At 68.7% G+C, this 22,548-nt stretch carries 21 protein-coding genes and 1 tRNA gene; 11 read left to right on the top strand and 11 right to left on the bottom strand.

The features are described 5' to 3' along the window. Positions 1-23 precede the first annotated feature (23 nt). The gene (locus NO998_RS12570; RefSeq protein ID WP_267647568.1) at positions 24-842 is read right to left on the bottom strand and encodes a PspA/IM30 family protein; all 819 of its coding nucleotides are present in this window, start codon (positions 840-842) and stop codon (positions 24-26) included. Between the two features lie 94 nt (positions 843-936). Here NO998_RS12570 and NO998_RS12565 point away from each other — a divergent pair, with 94 nt between their 5' ends. Then, on the top strand, positions 937-1,569 hold the full coding sequence (locus NO998_RS12565; RefSeq protein ID WP_267647567.1) for a dienelactone hydrolase family protein: 633 nt from the start codon (positions 937-939) through the stop codon (positions 1,567-1,569). Here the strand turns inward: NO998_RS12565 and NO998_RS12560 are convergent, their stop codons facing one another. From NO998_RS12560 to NO998_RS12545, 4 genes are read right to left on the bottom strand one after another with little or no spacing between them, the layout of a single operon-like run. After that, on the bottom strand, positions 1,570-1,989 hold the full coding sequence (locus NO998_RS12560; RefSeq protein ID WP_267647566.1) for a hypothetical protein: 420 nt from the start codon (positions 1,987-1,989) through the stop codon (positions 1,570-1,572). A 42-nt stretch (positions 1,990-2,031) separates the two neighbouring features. After that, the gene (locus NO998_RS12555) at positions 2,032-2,355 is read right to left on the bottom strand and encodes a transcription factor S (RefSeq protein ID WP_267647565.1); all 324 of its coding nucleotides are present in this window, start codon (positions 2,353-2,355) and stop codon (positions 2,032-2,034) included. Between the two features lie 30 nt (positions 2,356-2,385). After that, a complete protein-coding gene (locus NO998_RS12550; protein ID WP_267647564.1) occupies positions 2,386-2,982 on the bottom strand; it encodes a DUF8135 domain-containing protein in 597 nt (198 codons plus the stop codon). Beyond that, complete coding sequence (locus tag NO998_RS12545; RefSeq protein WP_267647563.1) at positions 2,975-3,766, bottom strand: CopG family transcriptional regulator; 792 nt, start codon at positions 3,764-3,766, stop codon at positions 2,975-2,977. The genes NO998_RS12550 and NO998_RS12545 overlap by 8 nt, the downstream gene beginning before the upstream one ends. 149 nt (positions 3,767-3,915) lie before the next feature. Between NO998_RS12545 and NO998_RS12540 the strand changes: the two genes are divergently transcribed. Then, on the top strand, positions 3,916-4,701 hold the full coding sequence (locus NO998_RS12540; RefSeq protein WP_267647562.1) for a DUF7847 domain-containing protein: 786 nt from the start codon (positions 3,916-3,918) through the stop codon (positions 4,699-4,701). A 74-nt stretch (positions 4,702-4,775) separates the two neighbouring features. Next, a tRNA-Pro gene (locus tag NO998_RS12535) sits at positions 4,776-4,848 on the top strand. Positions 4,849-5,312: 464 nt separating this feature from the next. On the opposite strand, the gene NO998_RS12530 is transcribed toward NO998_RS12535, so the two are convergent. Beyond that, the gene (locus tag NO998_RS12530; protein ID WP_267647560.1) at positions 5,313-6,422 is read right to left on the bottom strand and encodes a hypothetical protein; all 1,110 of its coding nucleotides are present in this window, start codon (positions 6,420-6,422) and stop codon (positions 5,313-5,315) included. A 112-nt stretch (positions 6,423-6,534) separates the two neighbouring features. Between NO998_RS12530 and NO998_RS12525 the strand changes: the two genes are divergently transcribed. From NO998_RS12525 to tgtA, 5 genes are all read left to right on the top strand, one after another. After that, positions 6,535-7,050: a P-loop nucleotide/nucleoside kinase family protein gene (locus NO998_RS12525; RefSeq protein ID WP_267647559.1), complete on the top strand. Its 516-nt coding sequence runs from the start codon at positions 6,535-6,537 to the stop codon at positions 7,048-7,050. Positions 7,051-7,111: 61 nt separating this feature from the next. Continuing rightward, positions 7,112-8,419, top strand: a complete 1,308-nt coding sequence (locus tag NO998_RS12520) for an arylsulfotransferase family protein (RefSeq protein ID WP_267647558.1) — start codon at positions 7,112-7,114, stop codon at positions 8,417-8,419. A 63-nt stretch (positions 8,420-8,482) separates the two neighbouring features. After that, positions 8,483-9,025, top strand: coding sequence for an NUDIX hydrolase (locus NO998_RS12515; protein ID WP_267647557.1), 543 nt, complete (start codon positions 8,483-8,485; stop codon positions 9,023-9,025). A gap of 43 nt (positions 9,026-9,068) precedes the next feature. After that, positions 9,069-9,836, top strand: coding sequence for a CPBP family intramembrane glutamic endopeptidase (locus NO998_RS12510; RefSeq protein ID WP_267647556.1), 768 nt, complete (start codon positions 9,069-9,071; stop codon positions 9,834-9,836). Positions 9,837-9,881: 45 nt separating this feature from the next. Continuing rightward, positions 9,882-11,366 carry a tRNA guanosine(15) transglycosylase TgtA gene (gene tgtA, locus NO998_RS12505; protein ID WP_267647555.1) on the top strand — a complete coding sequence of 495 codons (1,485 nt, stop codon included), beginning with the start codon at positions 9,882-9,884 and terminating at the stop codon, positions 11,364-11,366. A 39-nt stretch (positions 11,367-11,405) separates the two neighbouring features. Here the strand turns inward: tgtA and NO998_RS12500 are convergent, their stop codons facing one another. Genes NO998_RS12500 through NO998_RS12480 form a run of 5 tightly spaced genes read right to left on the bottom strand, consistent with a single transcriptional unit; the run spans position 11,406 to position 17,799 of the window. After that, positions 11,406-12,584, bottom strand: coding sequence for an inorganic phosphate transporter (locus NO998_RS12500; RefSeq protein WP_267647554.1), 1,179 nt, complete (start codon positions 12,582-12,584; stop codon positions 11,406-11,408). 10 nt (positions 12,585-12,594) lie between these two features. Next, on the bottom strand, positions 12,595-12,765 hold the full coding sequence (locus NO998_RS12495; RefSeq protein ID WP_267647553.1) for a DUF7859 family protein: 171 nt from the start codon (positions 12,763-12,765) through the stop codon (positions 12,595-12,597). A 42-nt stretch (positions 12,766-12,807) separates the two neighbouring features. After that, on the bottom strand, positions 12,808-13,824 hold the full coding sequence (locus NO998_RS12490) for a segregation/condensation protein A (RefSeq protein WP_267647552.1): 1,017 nt from the start codon (positions 13,822-13,824) through the stop codon (positions 12,808-12,810). 9 nt (positions 13,825-13,833) lie between these two features. Then, positions 13,834-17,418, bottom strand: a complete 3,585-nt coding sequence (gene smc, locus NO998_RS12485) for a chromosome segregation protein SMC (RefSeq protein ID WP_267647551.1) — start codon at positions 17,416-17,418, stop codon at positions 13,834-13,836. A 6-nt stretch (positions 17,419-17,424) separates the two neighbouring features. Then, positions 17,425-17,799 (bottom strand): DUF7518 family protein, encoded by a 375-nt coding sequence (locus NO998_RS12480; RefSeq protein WP_267647550.1) that lies wholly within the window; start codon positions 17,797-17,799, stop codon positions 17,425-17,427. A gap of 148 nt (positions 17,800-17,947) precedes the next feature. Here NO998_RS12480 and NO998_RS12475 point away from each other — a divergent pair, with 148 nt between their 5' ends. From NO998_RS12475 to NO998_RS12465, 3 genes are all read left to right on the top strand, one after another. After that, on the top strand, positions 17,948-19,423 hold the full coding sequence (locus NO998_RS12475) for an ATPase domain-containing protein (RefSeq protein ID WP_267647549.1): 1,476 nt from the start codon (positions 17,948-17,950) through the stop codon (positions 19,421-19,423). Positions 19,424-19,428: 5 nt separating this feature from the next. Then, positions 19,429-21,597, top strand: coding sequence for a PAS domain S-box protein (locus tag NO998_RS12470; RefSeq protein ID WP_267647548.1), 2,169 nt, complete (start codon positions 19,429-19,431; stop codon positions 21,595-21,597). Positions 21,598-21,681: 84 nt separating this feature from the next. Further along, complete coding sequence (locus NO998_RS12465) at positions 21,682-22,509, top strand: SDR family NAD(P)-dependent oxidoreductase (protein ID WP_267647547.1); 828 nt, start codon at positions 21,682-21,684, stop codon at positions 22,507-22,509. Positions 22,510-22,548 lie beyond the last annotated feature (39 nt).

Raw genomic sequence — 22,548 nt, 5'->3', positions numbered from 1 at the left:
GACTGGCGCGCCGGCGGGCGCCATCACTCCTCGTCGCGGAGCTCTTCGAGTTCGCTCTCGATTTCGGGGTCTGCAGGCTCGTTCCCGGCTTCGCTCTCGCTCTCGCTCCCCGCGGCCGACTCGGCCTCGGCGCTCTCGCCGCCGTTCTTGCCGAGTTCGCCCTTCAGCGTCGCCAGTTCGGACTCGACTTCGCTGTCGGTTCGCCCCTGTTCGAGTTCGCGGTCGATGCTGTCCTCGTCGGAGAGGGCGTTCTCGAAGGCGCCGGTGTCCTGCAGTTCGTCCATCGCCTCCGCACGGGCCTCCATCTCTTCGGTGCGTTCCTCGGAGCGCTCGATGGCCCGGCTCACGTCGGCCATCTCGTCGCCGGCGCCGGTCATCGCCTCGGAGACGCGGGTCTCGGCCTCGGCGGCGTCGTGGCGGGCCTTGAGCGTCTCCTTGCGGGTGCGGAACTGTTCGATCTGGTTCTGAAGTTCGTCCTTCTTCTCGACCAGCCGGTCCTGGGACTGCTGGAGGTCGGCGATCTGGGCTTCCAAGTCCTCGATCTCGTTCATCTTGGACTTCTTCTTCTCCAGGGCCTGCCGGGCGAGGTCGTCGCGGTCCTGCCGGACCGCCTCGCGTGCCTGTTCGTTGTGCTTCTCGACGTTCTCCTCGAGCCGGCGCTTCTGGATCTCCAGTCGCTTCTTCTGTGTGGTGAGGTCGGCGATCCCCTGTTTGACCTCCTGGAGGCGGTCACGCATCTGCTCGTAGGAGTAGTCGAGCGTCTCGTTCGGGTCCTCGGCCCGGTTGAGTATGGCGTTGACTTTCGACCGGACGATGTAGGAGGCGCGCGAGAGGATTCCCATAGCCGAGTGTGGGGCCGTCAGCGCCTTAAACTTCCCGCGAAGCCAACCAGTTTCGACCGCAAAACGCATGCGACCGGCGGGCGATCCACCCGGCGTGAGCGATCCGATCCGGCTCCCGAGCGCCCGGGACGTGCGCGCGACTCTCGATACGGCGTCGACGGCTGAGGATGGAGCTTCGGCCTGCGTCGTCGCCTGCCCGCCACACCCCCAGCAGCGCGGTCACCGCGGCGACGAACGGCTCGTGGCGATCAGCGACCGCCTCACTAGCGCCGGCGTCGACTGCCTGCGCTTCGACTACGGCGATTGGGACGAGGGGTACGGCGAACTCGGCGACACCTACACCGCAGTCGAGTGGGTTAGCGAGCGCTACGAACGGGTGGGCCTGACGGGGTTCAGCTTCGGGGGCTGTCTGACGCTGCTCGCGGCGGGCGGGACCGCCGTCGACGGCTCGGCGGCAGCGACTCCCGACCTCGACGCCGTCGCCGCGCTCGCGCCACCGTCGCGGCTGAACGACGACCTGCTCGCCGTGCCGGCGATGGAGCGCATCGACGCCCCCGCGACCGTAGTGTACGGCGAGCGTGACGACATCGCTGACTGGGAGCCGGTAGTGCAAGAGGCGGAACGCCTCGGCTGGGAAACGACGGCGCTATCGGCGGATCACTTCTTCGTCGGCCGGGCCGGGGAGGTCGGCGACGCCGTCGGCGGGTTCCTGCTCGGTTCGCTCTGACTACGGCCGAGCCTCGCGGTAGCCCGCGACGACGTAGCTCGCGGTCAGTACGACGACCATCGCGAGCACGAACGCCCAGAAGCCGACGGTGAGTGCCTCCGTAACCATCGGCCCGGAGAACGCCGACTCGGTCAGCCGCCACGCGAGGACCGCGACCGCCGCGACGGCGCCGACGACGAACGGCGCGAGGAAGCGCGGGTCCCAGAGCGAGCCGCCGGTGTCGGCGTAGCTGGTCACGTAGTTCCGGAACGTGCCGACGAAGACGTACACCGCGAACGCCCAGAGGAGGCCGCTGAGAACGGCCGTCGCGAGGTTCACGAAAGCGATCCCGGTCGTCGCTGCCAGCGAGCCGCCGGCGCCGACGAGGAACGCGGCGACGAGGAGCACGTGCCACGGTTCGAACCGATCGGGGAGGGCCATCGGGCGGAAATCGGCACCGCGGGAGAAAAGCGTGCCGACGGTTCAGTTGTACTCGCGCCAGGTGTGCCCGCACTCCTTACAACGCAGGAACCGCGTCGGCGGCTCGTCGGCGGAGGCGGTCTGCTTGATGTCGTACCACGCCTCGCCGTGGCCACAGGCCTCACAGGTCACGTCGGAGGCGGTCGGCTTCCCCTCGTACTCGGCGTCCTCGTCGGCCTCGATGAGGTCGCCGTCGGTCTGTTCCTCGGTGGAGACGAACGCCGCTTCCGCCTCGGCGTCGCGGGCCTGGCTCGCGTCGCACTCGGTACAGACCATTCGGTCACCCTCTGCGACCATCATCGAGCCACAGTCGTCACAGAACTGCATACCCGACCGAACGGCTCCGGCCCGAAAACCTCACTCCTCGCGGGCGAACCCGGAGAGCGCCTCGTCGTCGACGGCGACCTTCGGACAGTCCCGTACGCGGAAGCTGTCGTTGTCGACCAGTTCGACGATCTCGGTGCCCTCGTTCGTGCAGGTGGCCTCGGGCGGCGCGGCGAAGAACTCACAGCGCTGGCAGTACTCGCGCTTGTCGATCACGTGCTCGTCGGCCGTCTCGGCTGGGTCGGCGGCGGGTTCGGCGGCGGGTTCGGCGCCATCGACGCCGGGTTCGTCACCCAACAGCTCCGCGGCGTCGGCGTCGCCCTCGACGACGGCGTCCCAGACGGCTTCGCTGTCCACGTCGGCCACGTCGACCTCCTCGAAGAGGTCCGACTCCGTCCCGGTCGTCCCCTCGGCGTCGATCTCCGAGAACGACCCGTTCGACTCCTGTCGGGCCTCCACTCGCTTGCGGAGGTCCGAGAGCGGGAGGTCACGCTCCTCCCCGAGGGCTTCCTCGGACTCGCTGCTCGGGTCGTCGGCGGGGTCCAGTTCCTCGGACTCGACGCTCAGGTCGTCGGCGAGGTCCGACTCGTCGGGAGCGTCCGGTTCGTCCACGGGGTCGTCCTCACTCATCGTCGGCGAACACCTCCTCGGGCGCTTCCGGTTCGTACGCGTCGCCGGTGAGCGCCGGGCGCTCACCGGTGATCAGCGTCGCCGAGCCGATGAACCGCCCGCCGGGTTGGACCTCCTCGAAGGGCTCCTCACAGTGTGGACAGCGCGGGGCAGACAGCAGGCCGATGTGGACGCGCTTCCCGCAGTTCTCGCAGTCCCCGGCGGCGACGTTCCGGCTGTTGGCGTCGCGCTGGAGGTCCTCGACCGCCTTCCGGCGGGCGTCGGCGGCTTCCAGCGCGGCGACGCGCTCCCGAAGGTCCACGACTGCCCCGGCGAGCGTGTCGAGTTTGGCGTCGACCTCGTCGGCACGGTCCGCGAGCGAGGACAGCACCGCCTCGTAGTTCTCGAACCCGCCCTCGACCTGCCGGTCGAGTTCCGCGAGCGCCCGACGGATCGCCGCGGCGTCGTCGGCCCAGTCGGTCCCGGCTTCCTCGATCAGGGCGGCCAGTTCGGGGTGGTCGTGGTCCGCGTCGGCCGCGGATCGGGCGACCTGCACGACCCGGTCACGCACGTCCTCGATCCTGTCCTCGGTGTCGCCGGCGAGTTCGTCGAGGCGCCGCTCGAGGTCGGCGATCCGTGTGTCGATGGGGGCGGCGTCGGTCGCGTTCTCGGCCGCCGAGACGAGTCGGTAGGTCGCAACCGCTCGGGCGAGCACGTCCCGCCGGTCCCGACCGGTGTCGGCGGCCCGGTCGTCGAGCCACTCCTCGAGTTCGGGCGGCAACGACGGGGACTGCTCCTCAGCCATTGCCAGTCGCTACTGCTTGAGCACATAAGTAACTCCGTACTGAGCGCACGCCGTTCGTGTCCGATGTTAGAGAGTTTCTACGCAGGGGCCGTGCGTGGTAGTCTGTTTCTACCAGCACCTTTATACGTCGCGTCTTGTCAGGTTTCGGCATGTCCCTGAACATCGGTGACGCCCTCTCAAGCGGTGCTGAAAAACTCACGACGACCGCAGGTATCCAACTCGGGATCGCCTACGTCGTGCTCCAACTGCTAACCGCAGTCGGCTCTAACTCGGTGGTCGGCGCCATCGAGACGCCCGGAGCCGGGGAGATGACGGCCCCCGCCCTCTCGCTCCCCATCGGGACCGCGGCCGGGTCGGCGCTGGCGATGCTCGGGGTCGTACTCAACCTCGTGTTGACCATCGTGGCGTTCCGGACGCTCGCCCACAGTCCGAGCGAACTCGGCAGTATCCCCGACGGCGTGACCAGCGGCCTCCTGAAGCCGGCCGTGTTCCTCGTCATCGCCAGCATCGTCCAAGGCGTCGCGATATTCATCGGCTTCATCGCGCTGATCATCCCGGGCATCTTCCTCATGATCAGCCTGATCTTCACGCAACTGTTCATCGCGGTGGAGGACGAGGGCCCCTTCGAGGCGCTCTCCTCGAGTTGGTCGCTGGCGAAGGGGAACCGCTTCCCGCTGTTCGGCCTCGGCGTGATCATCGTCGTGATGAGCCTGCTGATCTCGATCCCCTCGGGTATCCTCTCGATCTTCAGTCCCGTCGCCGGGTCGGTGGTGACGTACGTGATCACCGGGTTCTTCTCGATCTTCTCGTGGGGCGTGCTCGTGGCGTCGTACCAGCAGCTCTCCAACGAGACCGCGGCCGTCGACGCCGGCACCGACGACGAGGACGACGGCGTCCAGCGACTCGACGACGATTCGGGCTTCGACTACGCCTGACGACGGCGCCCCCACTCGATCGGCCGCTGTTAGATGGCAACTCTTAACCTCGCCGGGCTATTCCTCTCGACTGCGGGCCGGTGGGGTAGCTTGGTATCCTTCGGCCTTCGGGTGGCCGTAACCGCGATTCGAATTCGCGCCGGCCCACTTCTCCCGCATTCAACGAACGGCGAGCGACAGCGAGGCGTTCCGAATGTGGGGAGTCGTGTCGCCAAGCGAATTCGAGCAGGGAAGACGAGCGGAGTGAGTCTTCCCGAGTTCGACATTCGCGCCGGCCCACTTCCCGCATTCTACACCTCTGAGCGGTGGCTCTCGCCCAGTCGCCGCTTCGCAGTCGTCACCGTATCGTCGACAGCGCTGCCGAGCAGCGGCAGGGCCCCGTACTGGGCACCCAACACCGCGAGCAGCAGCCCGCCGAACCGGTAGACCGTCGGGACACGTCTGCAGCCGTAGCCTCGCCGTCTGCGTACCGCTCGGTGACGACTCGGGCCTCGTGTTCCGGCCAGAGGAACCGGTAGAGCCCGATGGGGACGGTGAGCAGGCTGGCAAGCGCGAGGGCGGTGCTCATACGCCGGTATCGTCGCTGAAAGAGGAAAGCCTGCGGTCGCGGACTACGCGCCGTCGCCGGCGAGCAGCGACACCTGCACGGTGTCGGTCAGCAGTCGGAACGTCACCGAGGGGCCGAGTTGGTCGAGGCCGGCCGTGTCGGGGCGCTCAGCGGCGACGACGACCTCGCCGGACTCGCTATCGATGCCGAGGTAGCGCGTCTCGCCGGCCTCGAACGAGCCCTCGATGGTGCCGCGCGGGCCGAACGCGCCCACCGAGACGGCGGCGTCATCGACGGCCGGGCCGCCGCCGTGGTCGACCACGAGCAGCGAGCCGTTCGCGGTCAACGAGACCGAGATGTCCGGGACCTCCTCGAGCCACGAGGGGGCCGTCGGTTCGACGCCGGTGGTCGCCTCGTAGGTCGTGTTGACCGTTCGGGACTCGCCGTCGACGACCTCGGTCGCGTCGACGGTCGCCTCGCGGACGACGCCGCGTTCGCTCACGAGCACCGTGGCGTCGTAGCTCGAGACCGCCGAGGCGTTCGCCGACTCGACGGCGCTCTCGTTGACGCCCGTCGCCACGAACCGGAGGAGTCGGTCACCGTCGCGCTCAACGGTGCCGTCGTAGTCGAACTCGCCGTACTGGATCCCCGCAAGCGGGGTCAGCACGTAGAGGTCCGAGATGCTTGCGGCCAGTCCGGCGCCGGGCGTCCCATCGCCGGCGACGGAGTAGCTGACCGAGCCGTTGGTCTGTCGGCGGGTGACCGAGCGGTCGGCCGTCGACCAGACGTCGGTGCCGGCGGTGGTCGCCCCGCCGGCGGTCGTCGAGATGCGGAGGCGGTCGCCGCTCTCGGCGACGACGATCTCGGCGCTCGTGTCGCCGGTGTCCTGGCTGGCGTCGACGCGGTAGGCGCTCCCGTTGAGTGCCCGCATGTGGGCGTCGAGCAGCGCCGAGGTGTTGGTGATCCCCTCGGCGCCGGTGCCGGGCGCGAAGTCGACGTTCTCGGGGGGCGCCGCCGCCGTCGTTGTCGCGGTGCCGGGCGCGTCGGTGGCCGTCGCGTCGGTAGTCGTGTTCGTGGTCACGTCCGTCGCCGGGTCGGTCACCGTGCCGCCGCCGGAGCAACCCGCGAGGAGCAGCATGCCGACGGTCACGAGGACCAGTATGGGTCGAGCCATTCGTTCACGTCGACACGCATCGAACACATATCGGTGTCGGAACGCCGGGTGGGCGGGGCCGGCGCCGCCGAAGCGCTGACTATTTGTACGGCGATATCCCCTCTCAGAGCGAATGCTCGTCCTCGTCTGCGGGCTCCCCGGCACCGGCAAGTCGACGGTCGCCGAACGGGTCGCCGAGGTGCTCCCGGCGCGCCGGCTGCGGACCGACGTGATCCGGAAGGAACTGTTCCCGGAGCCGACGTACGCGGCCGAGGAGTCCGCGGCGGTGTACGACGAACTGCTCGCCCGCGCCCGCGAGGGGCTCGATGCGGGCGACCACGTCGTCCTCGACGCCACGTTCCGCCGGCGCGAACTCCGCCAGCGGGCGGCGACCGTCGCCGAGGAGACCGGCGTCGAGTTCCGACGCGTCCGTGTCACCTGTGAGGAGTCGGTCGTCCGCGACCGCATCCACGAACGCCAGACCGAGGAGGACGACGAGAGCGACGCCGACTTCGCCATCTACACACAGCTCAAAGACGAGTTCGAACCCATCGAGGACGAGGACCACCTCGTGGTGGACAACTCCGGGCCCCTTTCTGAGACACTCGAAGCCGTCGACGACGCGTTCGGCGCCGTGGCGACCGCCTAAATCGAGGACGCTGTCGTACACTCACAAGGGTTATGCCTCGGGGCCCACGGATCGTAGGGTAATGGACACGAAGACACGCGGGGCCGCCCTCGTGGTCGCCGCCGTCGTGCTGCTGGTCGCCACCCTCGGCGTCAGCGCGGCGATGGCACCCGAGGCGGCCGTCTCCGGCGACAACGAGGAGCGCCGGACGCTGATCGGTATTCAGGGTGGCGGGCCGGGCTGGCACGAACACGGGAGCATCGCCAACGTCGAGGGGACCGAGGTGACGTGGCGCCTGGCGGACACTGACAGCTACTTCGACGTGACGCTGCTCGACAACGGCAGCGTGATGGCCGGCTTCATGGACAGCGGGTACGAGGAGTGTGGTCCCTACGAGTCGCCGTGTACTCACAGCGGCTTCCGGATCCTCGACCCCGAGACGAAGGAGATCCAGTACGAGTACTCCTTCCCGGTTCGCTCCAGCAGTAACAGCGAGGTCCACGACGTCGAGCGACTCGAGAGCGGCGAGTTCCTCCTCACCGACATGGAGTACGAGGGACTGCGGATCGTCGAGGGCGGCGAGGTCACGTGGCGCTGGAACGCGAGTGACTACTACGAGGCCCCGCCCGACCAGACCCGGCGTGACTGGCTCCACATCAACGACGTGGACGTTATCGGCGAGGGGCAGTTCCTCGTCTCGGTGCGTAACGCCAACCAGATCCTCGTCGTCGAGCGCGGCGAGGGCGTCGTCGAGACCATCAACACCGACGACGGCGGCGACGACAGCACCTGTACTACCCGCGGCCAACTCGCCGATCAGGACGGGGACGGCGACGTTCGCTGTGGCGACCCGGCCGTGATCAACCACCAGCACAACCCGCAGTGGCTCGGCGGCACCCCCGCCGGCGACGGCGAGGCCGCGGTGTTGGTCGCCGACAGCGACAACGACCGCGTGGTCGAACTCCACCGGCAGAACGGCGAGTGGGAGGTCGCGTGGACGCTCGAACGCGCCGGCGGCATCGACCTCCGCTGGCCCCGCGACGCGGACCGACTCGAGAACGGCAACACGCTCGTGACCGACACGCTCCGCAAGCGGATCTTCGAGATAAACCGCAACGGCACCGTCGTCTGGTCGATCACCACCGAGCGCGTCCCCTACGAGGCCGACCGCGTCCCCTACGGCGAACCCTCCGAGGGAGAGTGGTACGCCGGCGAGGCACCCAACCAGGGCGCTGGCGGCGGCATCCCCGTCCTCGACGAGGCCGCCGCGCTGCTGCCGGGGGTCTTCCCGTGGTTGCCGTTCTGGTTCAACGGCGCCCAACTCGGCCTGACGCTCGTCTCGCTCGGCATCGCCGGCGTCGGCGCCCGCGACCTCTGGAACTCGCGGTAACGGCGACGCGACACCGCGCCCGGACCGACTCCCTTTTTCCGCGACCGGGCCGCCCTGCCGAGCATGACCGACGACCTCGCGTGGGAGACCCTCGACACTGGGATCGACTACCGCTGTCCGGGCTTTCAGGTCCGGCAGGACGACGTGCGACTGCCCGACGGCACCGAGACCGACTACCACTACGTCGAGGAGGTAGAGACCGTCGTCGTCCTCGCCTTTCTCCCCGGCGGCGACGAGGTCGTGCTGATCGAGGAGTGGCGGCAGGCCGTCGACCGGGTCAACCGCGGGCTTCCCGCCGGCGGCATCGAACCGGAGGACGACGACCTCGAAGCCGCCGCGCGCCGAGAACTCCGCGAAGAGACCGGCTACACGGCCGAGTCGGTCGAGCACCTCTGCTCGACGGAGCCGGTCAACGGTATCGCGGACTCGGTCCACCACACCGTCGTCGCGCGTGGCTGTGAACCGGCGGCCGAACAGGACCTCGACGGCAACGAGAGCATCCGGGCGTTGACGGTGCCCTACGACGACCTCCTGGCGGCCGTCCGGGACGGCGAGATCCGGGACGGTCGGGCCGCCTTCGCGGTGAGTCGCTACGAACTCGCCTGACGCGGGGACAACTGCTTTGGCCGTCCGGACCCCAGTTCCGGCCATGGATTCACGGCTACGGGCCGTCGGCGTTGCCCTCGGGATCGGCATCGCCGGCTTTGCGGGCGGGAGCGTGATCACCACCATCGCCGCCTTCGGGTTGCTCCTCGCCGGCGTGGAGATCACGCCGGTGTTGGGGGTCGTGCTCTCGCTGCTGTTGTTGACCGGGCTGGGCTTCATGGGAACGGCGGTGCTCTACCTCCGATCCCGGGAGATCCCGCTCCGCTCGCTGGGACTCCGGTTCCCCACGATCAAGGAGTTCGGGTTGGTGATCGGCGCGCTCGTGGCGTCGTTCGTCTATCTCGTGGTCGTCGGGATGATCCGGCAGTCGACGGGCACCGACGCCGCGAGCAACCAAGTCGCCAACATGGCGATGGAGAACCCCGAAATCGTCCTCTACCTGCTGCCGGGGGCGTACCTGTTGATCGGGCCGGGCGAGGAACTGCTCTTTCGGGGCGTCGTCCAGAACCGACTCCGCGAGGAGTTCTCGGCGGTCCCCGGCGTGATCATCGCGAGCGTGATCTTCGCCGGCATCCACGTGACCTCGTTGGTCGGGCCCGACGTCTGGTCGGTACTGGTCTCGGTGCTTGGCCTGATGGGGCCGAGCCTGCTGCTCGGCGCGCTCTACGAGTACACGCGGAACCTCGTGGTTCCGATCCTCGTCCATGGCACCTACGACGCGATCATCTTCCTCGCGCTGTACGCCGTCGCCACCGGCGCCGTCGAGGAGAGCGGGAACGCGGCGGCGGCCATCGTCGCCGTGCTGCCCTGAGTCGGCGAACGGAACCCCCTTAGGCCGCGACGCCGACGTTCGGCCATGCGCGACGCTTTCGAGATCCGGGCGACCGACGGGATGGCCCGCGTCGGCCGGCTGACGGTGCCACGAGCCGGGGTCACCGTCGAGACACCGGCGCTGATGCCGGTCGTCAACCCCAACCTCCAGACGATCTCGCCCCGCCGACTCCACGACGAGTTCGGCGCCGAGATCCTCATCACGAACTCCTACATCATCCGCAACACCGACGACCTCCGGGAGCGCGCGGAGGCGGAGGGACTCCACGAGATGCTCGACTTCCCGGGCGCCATCGTCACCGACTCGGGATCGTTCCAGTTGGCGGAGTACGGCGAGATCGACACCACGACCACGGAGATCCTGAACTTCCAACACGAGATCGGCTCGGACATCGGTACGCCCGTCGACATCCCGACGCCGCCGGACGTGAGCCGCGAACAGGCCGAGGAGGAACTCGAGGCCACCGAGGAGGCGCTGGCCGACGCCGAAGCCGTCGATACCGGCGAGATGCTGGTCAACGCACCCGTGCAGGGATCGACGTACACCGACCTCCGGGAGCAGGCCGGGTCCCACGCCGCGAGCACCGACCTCGACGTGTTCCCCGTCGGCGCCGTCGTCCCCCTGCTGAACAGCTACCGCTACGACGACATGATCGACGTGACCGCCGCCGCCAAGCGCGGACTGGGCGCGGACTGTCCGGTCCACCTGTTCGGCGCCGGCCACCCGATGATGTTCGCGCTCGCGGCCGCCGTCGGCTGTGACCTGTTCGACTCCGCGGCCTACGCGCTCTACGCCCGCGACGGCCGCTACCTGACGGTTCGGGGCACCGAACAGCTAGAGGAGCTCTCCTACCTCCCCTGTCCCTGCCCGGTCTGTACCGAACACGACCCCGACTCCCTGCGCGCACTCGACGAGCGCGACCGGGAGAACGCGCTGGCCGAGCACAACCTCCACGTCACCTTCGCGGAGATCCGTCGGGTCCGACAGGCGATACGCGAGGGAAGCCTGCTCGAACTGGTCGAGGAGCGCGCCCGCGCCCACCCCGCAAGCGCCGACGGCTTCCGGGCGCTGCTCGACCACGCCGACCAACTGGAGGAAAGCGACCGCGTCTCGAAGGGGACGTTCTTCTACACCTCCCCCGAGAGCGCCCGCCGCCCCGAAGTGCTCCGACACCACGAACGGCTCGCCCGGCTGGAGACGCCCGACCGAACCCTGCTGACGGAGTTCGGCGAACCCACCGGCCACGACCACGACGCCGTCTGGCGCGTCGAGCCGCCCTTTGGCCCGTTCCCGCCGTCGCTCTCGGAGACGTACCCCCTGCACGCCGAGACGCCCGAGCGACTGGAGGACGTGGCCTACGTCGCCGCCGCCGACGGCGTCGCCGCGCTCGCCGAGGCGAACCCCGAGACGACGTTCACGTTGGGCCACGACGACTGGCCCGCGGAGGCGTTGGATACACTGCCCGAGGGAGTCGTGACCGAGGACCTCTCGGAACTGGGCGGGGAGTAAGGGAGCCGGAACGGTGTCGAGGGACGGGGCCGCCCGAGGCTACAGCGCCCCGATGGCGGTCATCACGCCGAAACTGACCGCCAGCGAGAGCGCGAGCGATCCGACCCACGCGAGCACGGTGAACAGCATCTTCTTCCGGCTCACGCCGGCGCCGCCCGCGGCGAAACCCGAACCAACGATGGCCGAGACGATGATCTCGTTGAACGAGACGGGGATCCCGAAGGCGACGGCGACCTGTGCGATGGCGAAACTCGGGATCAGCGCGGCGATGGAACGCCGCGGCCCCAGACTGGAGTAGTCCTGCGAGAGTGCCTTGATCATCCGGGGTGCGCCCGTCCACGAGCCGGCCAGCAGGCCGATACCGCCGCCGAACAGGAGCGCGAACACCGGGATGGAGTCGAACGTGTCGAGCAGCGGCACGAGCGGGCCGATGGCCAGCCCGACCTGCGAGCCGCCCGCGGAGAACGCGACCAGCCCGCCGAGAGCGAGCAGGAACCGGCGCTGGGCGCCCTCCTCGTCCCGGCTGGCGTCGGCGGCGACGGTCGTGGCGACGAGCGCGGCGATGGCGAGGGTCGCGCCGGCCCGAAGGGCGAGCCCCTCGCCGATCGGGCGCGCGATCTCGCCGGCGATGGAGCCGCCGCCCCCGCTCCCGCCCAGCAGCGCGAACTGGATGTTGGCGACGATGGCGCCGACAAGCCCCGCGAGTGCGGGGACGAGCGTGCGTTCGGGGACCCAGTCGGCGCGGAGCAGTCGCGCGGTGACGTAGGCGATCCCGCCGCCGATGAACGGCGTGAGCACCCACAGCGTCACGATCTGTCGGTACTTCGCCCACGCGGGCGTGCCGCCCATCGCGAGGCCGACGCCGACGACGGCGCCGGTGACCGTGAACGCGGTGGCGATGGGGTAGCCCTTGAACACGCCCAGCGCGACGAGGATGGCCGCGGTCAGCAGGCCGACCGTCGCCGCCAGCGCCGAAATGGAGACGCCGCCGATGAGTTCCGAGCCGACCGCCTCGGTGACGCTCTGGCCCTGCAACACCGCGCCGGCAAAGCCCAGGACCCCGACCACCAGCCCCGCGCGCATCACCGAGATGGCGTTGGCGCCGACCGCGGGGGCGAAGGGCGTCGACCCCGAGGAGCCGGCGCCGATGGCCCACGCCATGAACAGGCTGGCGAGGGCAGCGACGACGGCCGTCCCGATGGTCGCCGGGTCTACCATCCGTCCTCGGTCATCGACTCTTCCCGCTGTCGTAGCCTTCGCGCAGTCCCAACAGCGTCCGGCGCACTAACAGATACATGAAGAAAACGAACCCCAGCATCCCCGCCAGCACCACGGTAAACAGGGGGTTCGAGACGAGGAAGTCGAGCGCCTCGCCGACGATGTTCGCTGGAGCAGCCATACCGGTCGTTCTCCCGGGGTTCGGTTAGGCGTTTCGGACGGCTCAGGCGTCGTCGCTCCCGTCGTCGCCCTCCGGTGGTTCCGTCGACTCCGCCCCGGTGCCCGCAGCCCCAGCCCCGGTCTCGGCCCCGTCCGCCGCCTCGACGATACCGGCACCGCCCGGCCCCGCCGGATCGACGGCTTCGGGGTCCTGTACCCAGAGGTCGCCGAACAGGTCGTCCTGGGAGAGTCGCGCGTCGCCGCGGTTCGAGAGGAACAGCAGGGCGAGGTACGTCATCACCGGCCGGCCGCCGGCATCGCGGACCTCCGCGAACAGCACCTCATCGCGGCCGCGGTCGTACTGGTCGGTCAGGGCGGCGTCCACGTCGGCGATGACGGCGTCGATGTCCTCGCTGTGAGTGGTGTCGGTCACGTCCGCCTCGGTCGGCTCGGCGTCGCGCCGGAAGTCGTCGCCGGCGTGGTAGTCGAGCGTCTGCGGGCCGCGCTCGAACCCGCCCGGCGAGTCAGTCGTGTCGTAGCTGCGGGACTCCTTCCACCACGTCCCGCGCTCGGCGTCCCGGAGTTCCCTGACCAGTTCGTCCAGCGTCTCGGGGGTGCCGCGGGTGGATTTGCGCTCCAGCCGGCGGTCCATCTCCGCTTCCAACTGATCGACGGGGTCGAAGCCGGCGTCCTCGCCGGGCGGGGGCGCATCGCCCTCCATCGCCAACTCCCACGGGTCCGGCTCCGGCTCGTCGGGTTCGTTCTCCCCGAGCATGGCGTCGGACTTCATCCGCAGTAGGACCGAGGCGTAGAACAGCGCCCGACCCGAGGCCCGGAGGTCAGCCGAGTCCAGTTCCTCGAGAAACGCGTCGGTGACGGCGACGATGTCGATGTCCCACGGGTCGATTTCGCCGGCCTCGGCGAGGTTGACGAGCACTTCGACGGGTTCGACTTCGCCCTCGCTCTCGTCGGCGTCGTCGTCCGTCGCCTCCTCGCTGAGCAGGCCGTCGTCGACGCCCGGGTCGCCGGTCTCGGGGCGGTCGGGCGAGAGGCTGAACGAGAACTCCTCGTCCTCGCTCATCGGTCCCCACTAGTCATCAGTCGCCACCTCTGCCTCGGGGTTCTCGCCGCCCGCGAGGTCGATCCCCGTGACCGCCGAGACGTTGTTCTCCTGCATCGTGACGCCGATGGCGCGCTCGGAGCGGTCGAGCAGCGCCGAGCGGTGGCTGACGACGACGAACTGCGCGTCGCCCGCGAGGTCGTCGACCATCTCCCCGACGCGCTCGGCGTTGACGGCGTCGAGGAACGCGTCCACCTCGTCGAGCGCGTAGAACGGCGCGGGGTTGTGGCGCTGGATCGCGAAGATGAACGCCAGCGCGGTCAGGGACTTCTCCCCGCCGCTCATGGCGTCCAGCCGCTGGACCGGCTTGTCCGCGGGCTGGGCCTTCATCGTCAGCCCCTCCTCGAAGGGGTCCTCGGGGTTCTCGAGTACCAGTTCGCCCGAGCCGTCCGAGAGCCGCGAGAAGATGTGCTGGAACTGCTCGTCGATGGCCTCGAACGCCTCCATGAACGTCTCGACCTTGCGCTGTTCGAACCCCTCGATGCGCTCCTCGATCCCGTCGCGCTCCTCGACGAGCACGCGGCGCTGTTCGCGGAGTTCTTCGAGGTCGTCCTCGACCTCGTCGTAGTCGTCGATGGCGAGCATGTTGACCGGCTCCAACGCCTCCATGGCGGCGGTCAGGCGCTCGATCTCCGACTCGACCTCGTCGTGGTCGGGGATCTCCTTGGGGTCGTAGTCGCCGACTTTGCTGCTGAGGTCGGAGATCTCCTCGCTCAGCGCGACCGCGCTGCGTTTCAGCGAGTCGAGGCGGGACTCGACCTTGTCCGCGGCGTCCTTGCGCTCGTCACGCGTCGATCTGGCGTCCCGTACCTCGGCTTTGAGCTCCTCACGCTCGGCTTTGAGGTCCGCGAGCTGCTCTTCGAGCTCCTCGACCGTCTCGCGTTTCTCCGCCAGCAGGTCCTGCTGCTCCTCGATGGCGGCCTCGAACTCGGCGATGTCGTCTTCGAGTTCTGCCTTGCGGTTCTGGGCGGACTCGACGGTCTCGTGGAGGTCGTCGAGGGCGTCCTCGGCGTACTCCTGTTCGCGGCGGCGGTCGGCGAGGTCGGCGTCGAGGTCGTCGCTGCGGTCCTCCAACGCCTCGATCTCCTCGCGGATCTCGTCGGCGCGCGCGGAGAGTTCGGGGATCTCCGAGTCGGCCATCTCGGCCTCGATCTCGGCGATCTCGGCCTCCGTCTCCTCGATCTCGGCGTCGAGGTCGGCGATCTCGGCGTCCAGTTCCGTCATCTCCGCGTCGACTTCCTCGCGCTCCTCCCGGAGGTCGGCGAGTTCGTCCTCCAGTTCCTCGATCCGGGCCTCGGCGTCGGCCACGTCGTCCTCGGCGCTCGCGATGTCGGTCTCGATCGAACGCACCTTCTCGGTCGCCGCCGTCTTGCGTTCGCGGGCGTCGGTGAGGTCGTCCTCGACGCCGTCGAGGTCGCTCTGGATCGAACGGCGCTCGTCCTCGAGGTCGTGGATCTCCTCGGCCAGCCGTTCGAGTCGGCCGCCGCCGGACTTGCTGAAGCTGTACCGCGACCCGCCGCCGGAGCCGCCGGTCATGGCGCCGGACTTCTCCACCAGATCGCCCGAGAGCGTGACCATTCGGTACTGGCCCATCAGGTGCCGGGCGGTGTCCATGTCCTCGACGACCAGCGTGGAGCCGAGGACGTAGGAGAAGATACCCGAGTAGCGGTCCTCGTAGTCCACGAGGTCACGGGCGAAGCCGACGACGCCGGGGTCGTTCGGCTCGCGGGGCAGGCTGCGGTCGTCCATCTCCGTCATCGGGAGGAACGTCGCCCGGCCCGCGTTCCGGGACTTCAGGTAGTCGATACACTCCGAACCGACGCCGTCGTCGTCGACGACGACGTTGGCGAGGCGGCCGCCGGCGGCGGTCTCACAGGCTTCGGCGTACTCCCGAGGGACGGAGGCGAGTTCGCCCACGGGACCGTGGACGCCGCGCTTGCCGGCGTTCTTGATCGACGTGACCGCGCGGGGCCACGAGGTGTCGCCGGTGTCGCCCGCTTTGGCCTCCAGTTCGGCGTACTCGTTGCGCCGGGTCCGGAGCTTCTCGTCGACCGTCGAGAGGTCGCCTTTGAGTTCCTGCTTGCGCTCCTTGAGGTCCTCGACCATCCCGTCGGCCGTCGACTCGTTTTTCTCGGCTTTGTTCAGTTCCGAGTGGAGGTTCGAGACCCGCGCTTTGAGGTCCGGCAGCGAGTCGCGGACCTCCTGTAGCTCGTCCTCGGCGTCGCTGACGCGGTTCGAGCGCCGACGGGCCTCGTCGAGCAGGCGGTCCTTCTCGCGCTGTTTCTCGTTTTTCGCCTCGCGCAGGGACTCCAGTTCGTCCTTCGCGGTCTGGAGGTCGGCTTTGAGTTCGTCGAAGGCGGTGTCGACGTTCTCGATCTCGGCTTCGACCTCGGCGAGGTCGGTCTCCTTCGAGACGATCTCGCTTTTGACGTTGGCTTTCTCGACTTTCAGGCTCCGGATCTCGTCGTCCAGTTCCTCGATCTCCTCTTCCTTGCGGTCGATGTCGACGAACGCGCTGCGGCGCTCGGCGTCGGCCTCGTCGATGCGCTCCTGGCTGGCCTCGATGCGGTCCTCCAGCCGGGCGATCTCGCCTTTGACCTCCTCGATCTCGCTTTTGACCCGGAGCTGTTCGTCCTCGCCGGTCCGCTCGATCTCCGAGTCGAGTTCGTCGAGGTCGTCCTCGAGCCGGGTGAGTTTCCCCTCGGCCTCGTCGAGGGCGGCCCGCTTCCCTTCGAGGTCGGCCTCGGCGTCGTCGATCTTCGACTCGGTCCGTTCGAGGTCCGCGCGCTTCTCCTCCAGTTCGGCGGCTCTGAGGTAGCCCTCGTACTCCTCGCGCTCGTCGCGGAGCTCCTGGTACTCGAGGGCTGTCTCGCGCTCGTCGGCCAACTGGTCGAGTCGGTCCTCCTTCTCCTCGATCCGGAGGTCTGCCTCGTCGACGCGCTCCTCGACGACTTCGAGTTCCTCGCGGGCCGACTCCTTCTTCGCGTCGAACTCGGCGACGCCGGCGATCTCGTCGATGATCCCCCGCCGCTGGTAGGGAGTCATGTTGATGATCTCGGTCACGTCGCCCTGCATGACGACGTTGTAGCCCTCGGGGGTGATGCCGGCCTGCGCCAGCAGGTCCTGAATGTCCGAGAGGTTCGTGGAGCGGCCGTTGAGGTAGTAGTAGGAGTAGTAGTTGTCGTCGGTCTCTTTCACGCGGCGTTTGACCGTGATCTCCTCCACGTCGCCGACGTTGTCGCTGCCGGCGGCGGTGGTGACCTGCGAGCGGGTGAGGGTGCCGTCGGAGTTGTCCAGCACGACCGTCACCGACGCCTCTCGGGGGCCGCCGGTCGTCGTTCCCTCGCCGCCGGGGTTGTAGATCAGGTCCGTGAGCTTCTCCGCGCGGATGCCACGCGTACGGGCGAGCCCCAGCGCGAACAGCACCCCGTCGATGATGTTCGACTTCCCCGAGCCGTTGGGCCCGGTGATGACGGTGAAGTCCTCGTAGAACGGGATGTGGGTCTCACGCCCGAAGCTCTTGAAATCGTCCAGAACGAGTTCCTGAATGTGCATGCGACCTTACGCGACGATGATGTCGTCGCCGTCGTCGTCGTCGGAGTCCTCCTCGGTCTCGGTGGCGGCCGGCTCTGCCTCCTGAGCGGCCTCCTCGGTGGTGTCGCGGTTGGCGACGAACTCGGCGTCACGTCGCTCGTCGGTGCCGCGGGCGTCGGCCTGCTCCTGTGCCGTACTCCGACTCTCGCCTTGGCTCTGGGTCGCCGTCACGCGCTGCTGGGACTGGTTCTTCGCCGCCTCGGCCTCCGCCTCGAGTTCCTTGGTCGTCTGCTCGAGTTGGCGGACCCGCTCTTTGGTCTCGACGAGTTCCTCGGTCAGCCCGTCGACGGTTGCTTGGAGGTCCGCGACTTGCGACTCGAGGTCGTCGGCTCGGTTGCTCATGGGCGGATTACCGAGGCCACCTGTATAAAGCCACGGACGGGGACGGGGCGATCGATAAACCGCATGCGAGGATAGCGAACTACCCCGGTCCGGGGGGTCGGGTCCGAATGGCCCGGCAATTTATGCTAATCCGGTAGAGAGACACCCCATGAACGCGGAGGATCTTTCGAAGATCCCGTCCGGCACGCCGGGGCTCGACGACGTGTTGTACGGGGGGGTTCCGGAAGGACAGACCACCATCGTCTACGGGGGACACGGAACCGGGAAGACGATCCTCGCCCTGCAGTTCCTCGCCGCGGGCGGGGACGGCCTCTACGTTGGCTTCGAGGAGCGGGAGCACGAGCTCCGACGCAACGCGGCCGCGCTCGGCATCGACCTCTCGGACGTCCGCGTGCTCGACCTCAGCCCGAGCGGCGAGCAGTTCTTCGCCGACGAGTCCTACACCGTCTTCCCCACCGAACAGGTCGACGGGGAGGACTTGCTGGACCGGGTCGCGGGGGAACTCGAGACGAGCGACGTCGACCGGCTCGTCATCGACCCGCTGTCGGAGCTCCGGTCGCTGCTCCCCGACGGCTTCCAGTTCCGTCGGAAGATCTCCGCGCTGTTCAACGCCCTCACCGACCGCGGCGTCACGACGGTCTGTACCGCCCAATCGCCCGGCACCGACGAGGAGGACGACCTCCAGTTCCTCGGGAACAGCGTCATCGACGTGGAGCGAACGACCAACCAACGGACCCTCGAGGTGACGAAGTACCGAGGGTCCGAGTTCGCCGCCGGGAGACACACCTTCCGCATCCACCCCGGTACCGGCGGACGGGTGTATCCCAAGCTCGTGCCGGGCGACCACTACCGGGACTACGAGCGGACACAGCTCCCGTCAGACATCCCCGAACTCGACGAACTGCTCGGCGGGGGGATCGAGCGCGGCTCCGTGACGGTCGTCTCGGGGCCCTCCGGCGTCGGGAAGACGACGACGGGCACACAGTTCGTCCGGGCGGCCGCCGAGCGTGGACAGCGGGGGATCGTCTACCTCTTCGAGGAACTCCGCCCCGACTACCTCTACCGCGCGGCGAACCTGGGCATGGACGTCGAGGGCTACGTCGCCGACGGCGGCCTCGAGGTCGAGGAAGTCGAGGCGCTCACCCGGAGCCCCGACGAGTTCGCCGCCGACGTCAGGGAGGCAGTCGAGGACCGCGGCGTCGAGTTCGTCATGCTCGACGGCATCGTGGGCTACCGACAGGGACTGCGGGGCGACGACTCGGCGGCGGCGCTCACCCGGGAGCTGCACGCGCTCTGTCGCTACCTCAAGCGGATGGGCGTGACCGTCGTACTCATCGAGGAGGTGCAGTACGTGACGGGCGAGTTCTCGCCGACGGCTCACCAGATCAGCTACCTGGCGGACAACATCGTCTTCCTGCGCTACCTCGAAACCGACGGGCGCCTCGAGAAGGCCATCGGCGTCCTGAAGAAGCGCTACAGCGACTTCGAGAACTCGATGCGGGGCCTCGAGATCAGGTCCGGGACCGGGCTATCGGTGGGTGAGCCACTCGCCGGCTATCACGGGATCCTGACCGGGATCGCCGAACCCGTCGGCGCCGGTGCCGACGACCCGCCGAGCGAGTAGCACCGATGGATCCGAGCCGTACGTCGTCGCCTCCGAGGATCGCCCTCGACATCGCGCGCGACCGGAACCGGGAGCTGCTGACGAAGCTCCTGACCGACTGTGAGGTCGTCGAGTTCTCGGGGCCCGTTCCAGACGGAACGGACCTCTGCATCATCGACGCCGCCGCCGTGGAACGGTCCGGCGAGCGCTTCGAGGAGTGGCGCACGGAACAGTCGCCGGTGTTCGCCCCGGTGGCGCTGCTGTTGGAGGGCGGCCCCTCGACGGCGCCGAGCGAGTCGGGGCTCCGAGAGCACGTCGACTCCCTGTTCCGCGTCCCGATGCAGAAGGCCGAACTCGCCGCCCGCATCGAGAACCTCCTCCGGATGCGGGAGTTCTCACGGGATCTGGAGGCCGAACGGAAGCTGACGGAACTGGTGTTCGAGTCGAGCCCGCTGGCGAAGCTGGTGCTCGAACCCGACGGCACGGTGATCCGAGCGAACACGCGCGCCGGGGAGGTGGTCGGCCTCGATCCGACGGACCTCATCGGCCGGAAGTACGACAACGACCGCTGGACGGCCCTGTCGGCGGACGGGACCCCGGTGCCGACCGAGGAACTCCCGTTCAAGCGCGTCCGCGAAACCGACAGCCCCGTCTACGGGTTCGAGCACGTCGTCTCGCGCCCGGACCACGACGACATGTGGGTGTCGGTGAACATGGCGCCGATCCGGGACGAGTCCGACGGGATCGCATACGTCGTCGCCGTGATCGAGGACATCACCGTACGGCGCACCCAAGCGCAGGAACTCGAACGGCAGATCGACCTGTTCCGGAAGGCGGGGGACATCGCGAACGTCGGCGCGTGGGAGTACGACCTTCGTGCCGAGGAACACTGGGGGACACGGGAGGTCAAGCGGATCCACGGCCTCCCCGATGACGCGGACCTCACCCCCGAGCGGAGCATCGAGTGCTACCACCCGGAGGACCGGCCGGTGATAGAGGCCGCCTTCGAGCGGGCGGTCGAGGAGGGCGTCCCCTACGACCTCGAACTCCGACTCGTCGGCGACGACGGCGAGCAGCGATGGATCCGCACCCGCGGGGAGCCCCAGCGTGAAGACGGGGAGGTGGTTCGCATCCGGGGGACGGTCCAGGAGATCACCGACCGCAAGGAGCGTGAACGGCAGTTGCTCCGGATGAAAAACGCCGTCGACGAGGCGCCGGTCGGGATCGCGCTGACCGACCCGGCACAGGAGGACAACCCCCTGATCTACGTCAACGACCAGTTCGTCGAACTGACAGGGTACGGCCGGGAGGAAGCGATCGGCCGGAACTGTCGGTTCCTACAGGGTGAGGACACGGACCCGGAAACAGTCGCCAGGCTCCGCCGGAAGATCGAGGCCGAGGAGCCCGTCTCGGTGACGATCCGGAACTACCGCGCCGACGGCTCCGCGTTCTGGAACCGACTCGACGTCGCCCCGGTGCGCGACGAGGACGGAACCGTGGTCAACTACATCGGGTTCCAGCAGGACGTGACCGACGCGCAGGTCCGGGACCGGCAGCTCCAGATCCTGGACCGGTACCTCAGACACAACGTCCGGAACAAGATGAACGTCGTGAACGGCCTCGCTGACTCGGTCCGGGAGGAGGGAGATCCGTCGGTGGCCGCCTACGCCGACACCATCGAACGGACGGGCCTGACGCTCCTGCGGAACATGGAGAAGGAACACGTGATCACGAACTTCCTCAGGCAGGACCCCGAGCCGACGACGACGGACCTGATGGGGCTGCTCGGGTCGACCGTCGCCGACGTCCGCGAGCAGTACCCCGCCGCGAGCGTGACGCTGTCGGGGCCCGGTTCCGTATCCGTCGAGGCGGTGCCCCAACTGTCGACGGCGCTGGCGGAACTGGTCCGGAACGCCATCATCCACAACGACAGCGCGTCGCCGACCGTCGAGGTCACCGTCGAGGCCGGGGAGGAGGCCGTCCGCGTGCACGTCGCGGACGACGGCCCCGGCATCCCGGAGATGGAGAGCGAGGTGCTCGCGGACGCGGACGCAGAGACCGTCGTCAACCACGGTCAGGGGCTGGGGCTCTGGTTGGTCTACCTGGTCGTGAGCCACTCGGGGGGGAGCCTCAACTTCGCCGAGCGCGAACCCGAGGGGACGGTGGTCACGGTCGAACTCCCTCGCGGGGACTGACGGGCGCTGTCGGGAGCGGGTGTCGTCGGCGCCGCGAGGAGCCCGTGGGAAGGCCTATGTCGACGGACGAGTCATGTAGACGACATGGAACGGTTCGACGGGCGGACGGCGGTCGTAACCGGGGCGTCCTCGGGTATCGGCCGCGCGTCGGCCCTGCGGTTGGCTGAGGAGGGCGCGAACGTCGTCGTCGCCGACATCGACGCCGATGGCGGCCGCGAGACGGTCGACCTGATCGAGGACGCCGGCGGGGCAGCGACGTTCGTCGAAGTCGACGTGTCCGATACGGCCTCGGTCGAGCAGATGGTCGACGTGGCGGTCGAAAGCTACGGCGGCCTCGACATCGCACACAACAACGCGGGCATCCTCACGGGCTTCGTTGAGACGACCGGCATCGAGGAGGCCCAGTGGGACCGCATCGTCGACATCAACCTCAAGGGCGTCTGGGCGTGCATGAAGGCCGAACTGCCGGTCATGGTCGAGAACGGCGGCGGCGCCATCGTCAACACGGCCTCCGAGGCCGGACTCGTCGGCATGGGCGGCCTCTCAAGCTATTCGGCGAGCAAACACGGCGTCGTCGGCCTGACGAAGTCCGTCGCCCTCGAGTACGCCACGCGGGGCGTCCGGGTGAACGCCATCGCACCCGGCCCGACGCGGACCAACATCCAGTCGGGAGTCGTCGGCGGCGGTGGCTCCTCGCTCCGGGATCGGGTCGGGCGGGTCGTGAGGCTGCTCAAGACCGTTGTCCGGACGCTGCTGGCCGACTACGACACCTCGGCGATGCGCGAGGTGCCGATGGACCGCATCGCCGACCCCGAGGAGATGGCCGGCGCCGTGGCGTTCCTCTGTTCTGACGACGCCTCCTACATCACCGGCCACACGCTCCCCATCGACGGCGGGCAAGCCGCCGACTGAGCGGGAGCGTCGTCGGGAGGGGAAAGGGCCGAGAAAGAG

Origin of the sequence: Halolamina litorea, from assembly GCF_026616205.1 — an archaeon.
GTDB lineage: Archaea > Halobacteriota > Halobacteria > Halobacteriales > Haloferacaceae > Halolamina > Halolamina litorea.
The sequence above is the reverse complement of the archived record's forward strand: the minus strand, read 5'-3'. Positions and strand labels throughout refer to the sequence as shown.

Coding starts and splice junctions, on each gene's coding strand:
- NO998_RS12560 (WP_267647566.1), bottom strand. CDS start 1,989: ATGGCCCTCCCCGATCGGTTCGAACCGTGGCACGTGCTCCTCGTCGCC.
- smc (WP_267647551.1), bottom strand. CDS start 17,418: ATGCACATTCAGGAACTCGTTCTGGACGATTTCAAGAGCTTCGGGCGT.
- NO998_RS12550 (WP_267647564.1), bottom strand. CDS start 2,982: ATGAGTGAGGACGACCCCGTGGACGAACCGGACGCTCCCGACGAGTCG.
- NO998_RS12510 (WP_267647556.1), top strand. CDS start 9,069: ATGGATTCACGGCTACGGGCCGTCGGCGTTGCCCTCGGGATCGGCATC.
- NO998_RS12490 (WP_267647552.1), bottom strand. CDS start 13,824: ATGAGCGAGGACGAGGAGTTCTCGTTCAGCCTCTCGCCCGACCGCCCC.
- NO998_RS12480 (WP_267647550.1), bottom strand. CDS start 17,799: ATGAGCAACCGAGCCGACGACCTCGAGTCGCAAGTCGCGGACCTCCAA.
- NO998_RS12520 (WP_267647558.1), top strand. CDS start 7,112: ATGGACACGAAGACACGCGGGGCCGCCCTCGTGGTCGCCGCCGTCGTG.
- NO998_RS12540 (WP_267647562.1), top strand. CDS start 3,916: ATGTCCCTGAACATCGGTGACGCCCTCTCAAGCGGTGCTGAAAAACTC.
- NO998_RS12570 (WP_267647568.1), bottom strand. CDS start 842: ATGGGAATCCTCTCGCGCGCCTCCTACATCGTCCGGTCGAAAGTCAAC.
- tgtA (WP_267647555.1), top strand. CDS start 9,882: ATGCGCGACGCTTTCGAGATCCGGGCGACCGACGGGATGGCCCGCGTC.
- NO998_RS12470 (WP_267647548.1), top strand. CDS start 19,429: ATGGATCCGAGCCGTACGTCGTCGCCTCCGAGGATCGCCCTCGACATC.
- NO998_RS12525 (WP_267647559.1), top strand. CDS start 6,535: ATGCTCGTCCTCGTCTGCGGGCTCCCCGGCACCGGCAAGTCGACGGTC.
- NO998_RS12495 (WP_267647553.1), bottom strand. CDS start 12,765: ATGGCTGCTCCAGCGAACATCGTCGGCGAGGCGCTCGACTTCCTCGTC.
- NO998_RS12475 (WP_267647549.1), top strand. CDS start 17,948: ATGAACGCGGAGGATCTTTCGAAGATCCCGTCCGGCACGCCGGGGCTC.
- NO998_RS12515 (WP_267647557.1), top strand. CDS start 8,483: ATGACCGACGACCTCGCGTGGGAGACCCTCGACACTGGGATCGACTAC.
- NO998_RS12555 (WP_267647565.1), bottom strand. CDS start 2,355: ATGCAGTTCTGTGACGACTGTGGCTCGATGATGGTCGCAGAGGGTGAC.
- NO998_RS12530 (WP_267647560.1), bottom strand. CDS start 6,422: ATGGCTCGACCCATACTGGTCCTCGTGACCGTCGGCATGCTGCTCCTC.
- NO998_RS12545 (WP_267647563.1), bottom strand. CDS start 3,766: ATGGCTGAGGAGCAGTCCCCGTCGTTGCCGCCCGAACTCGAGGAGTGG.
- NO998_RS12465 (WP_267647547.1), top strand. CDS start 21,682: ATGGAACGGTTCGACGGGCGGACGGCGGTCGTAACCGGGGCGTCCTCG.
- NO998_RS12500 (WP_267647554.1), bottom strand. CDS start 12,584: ATGGTAGACCCGGCGACCATCGGGACGGCCGTCGTCGCTGCCCTCGCC.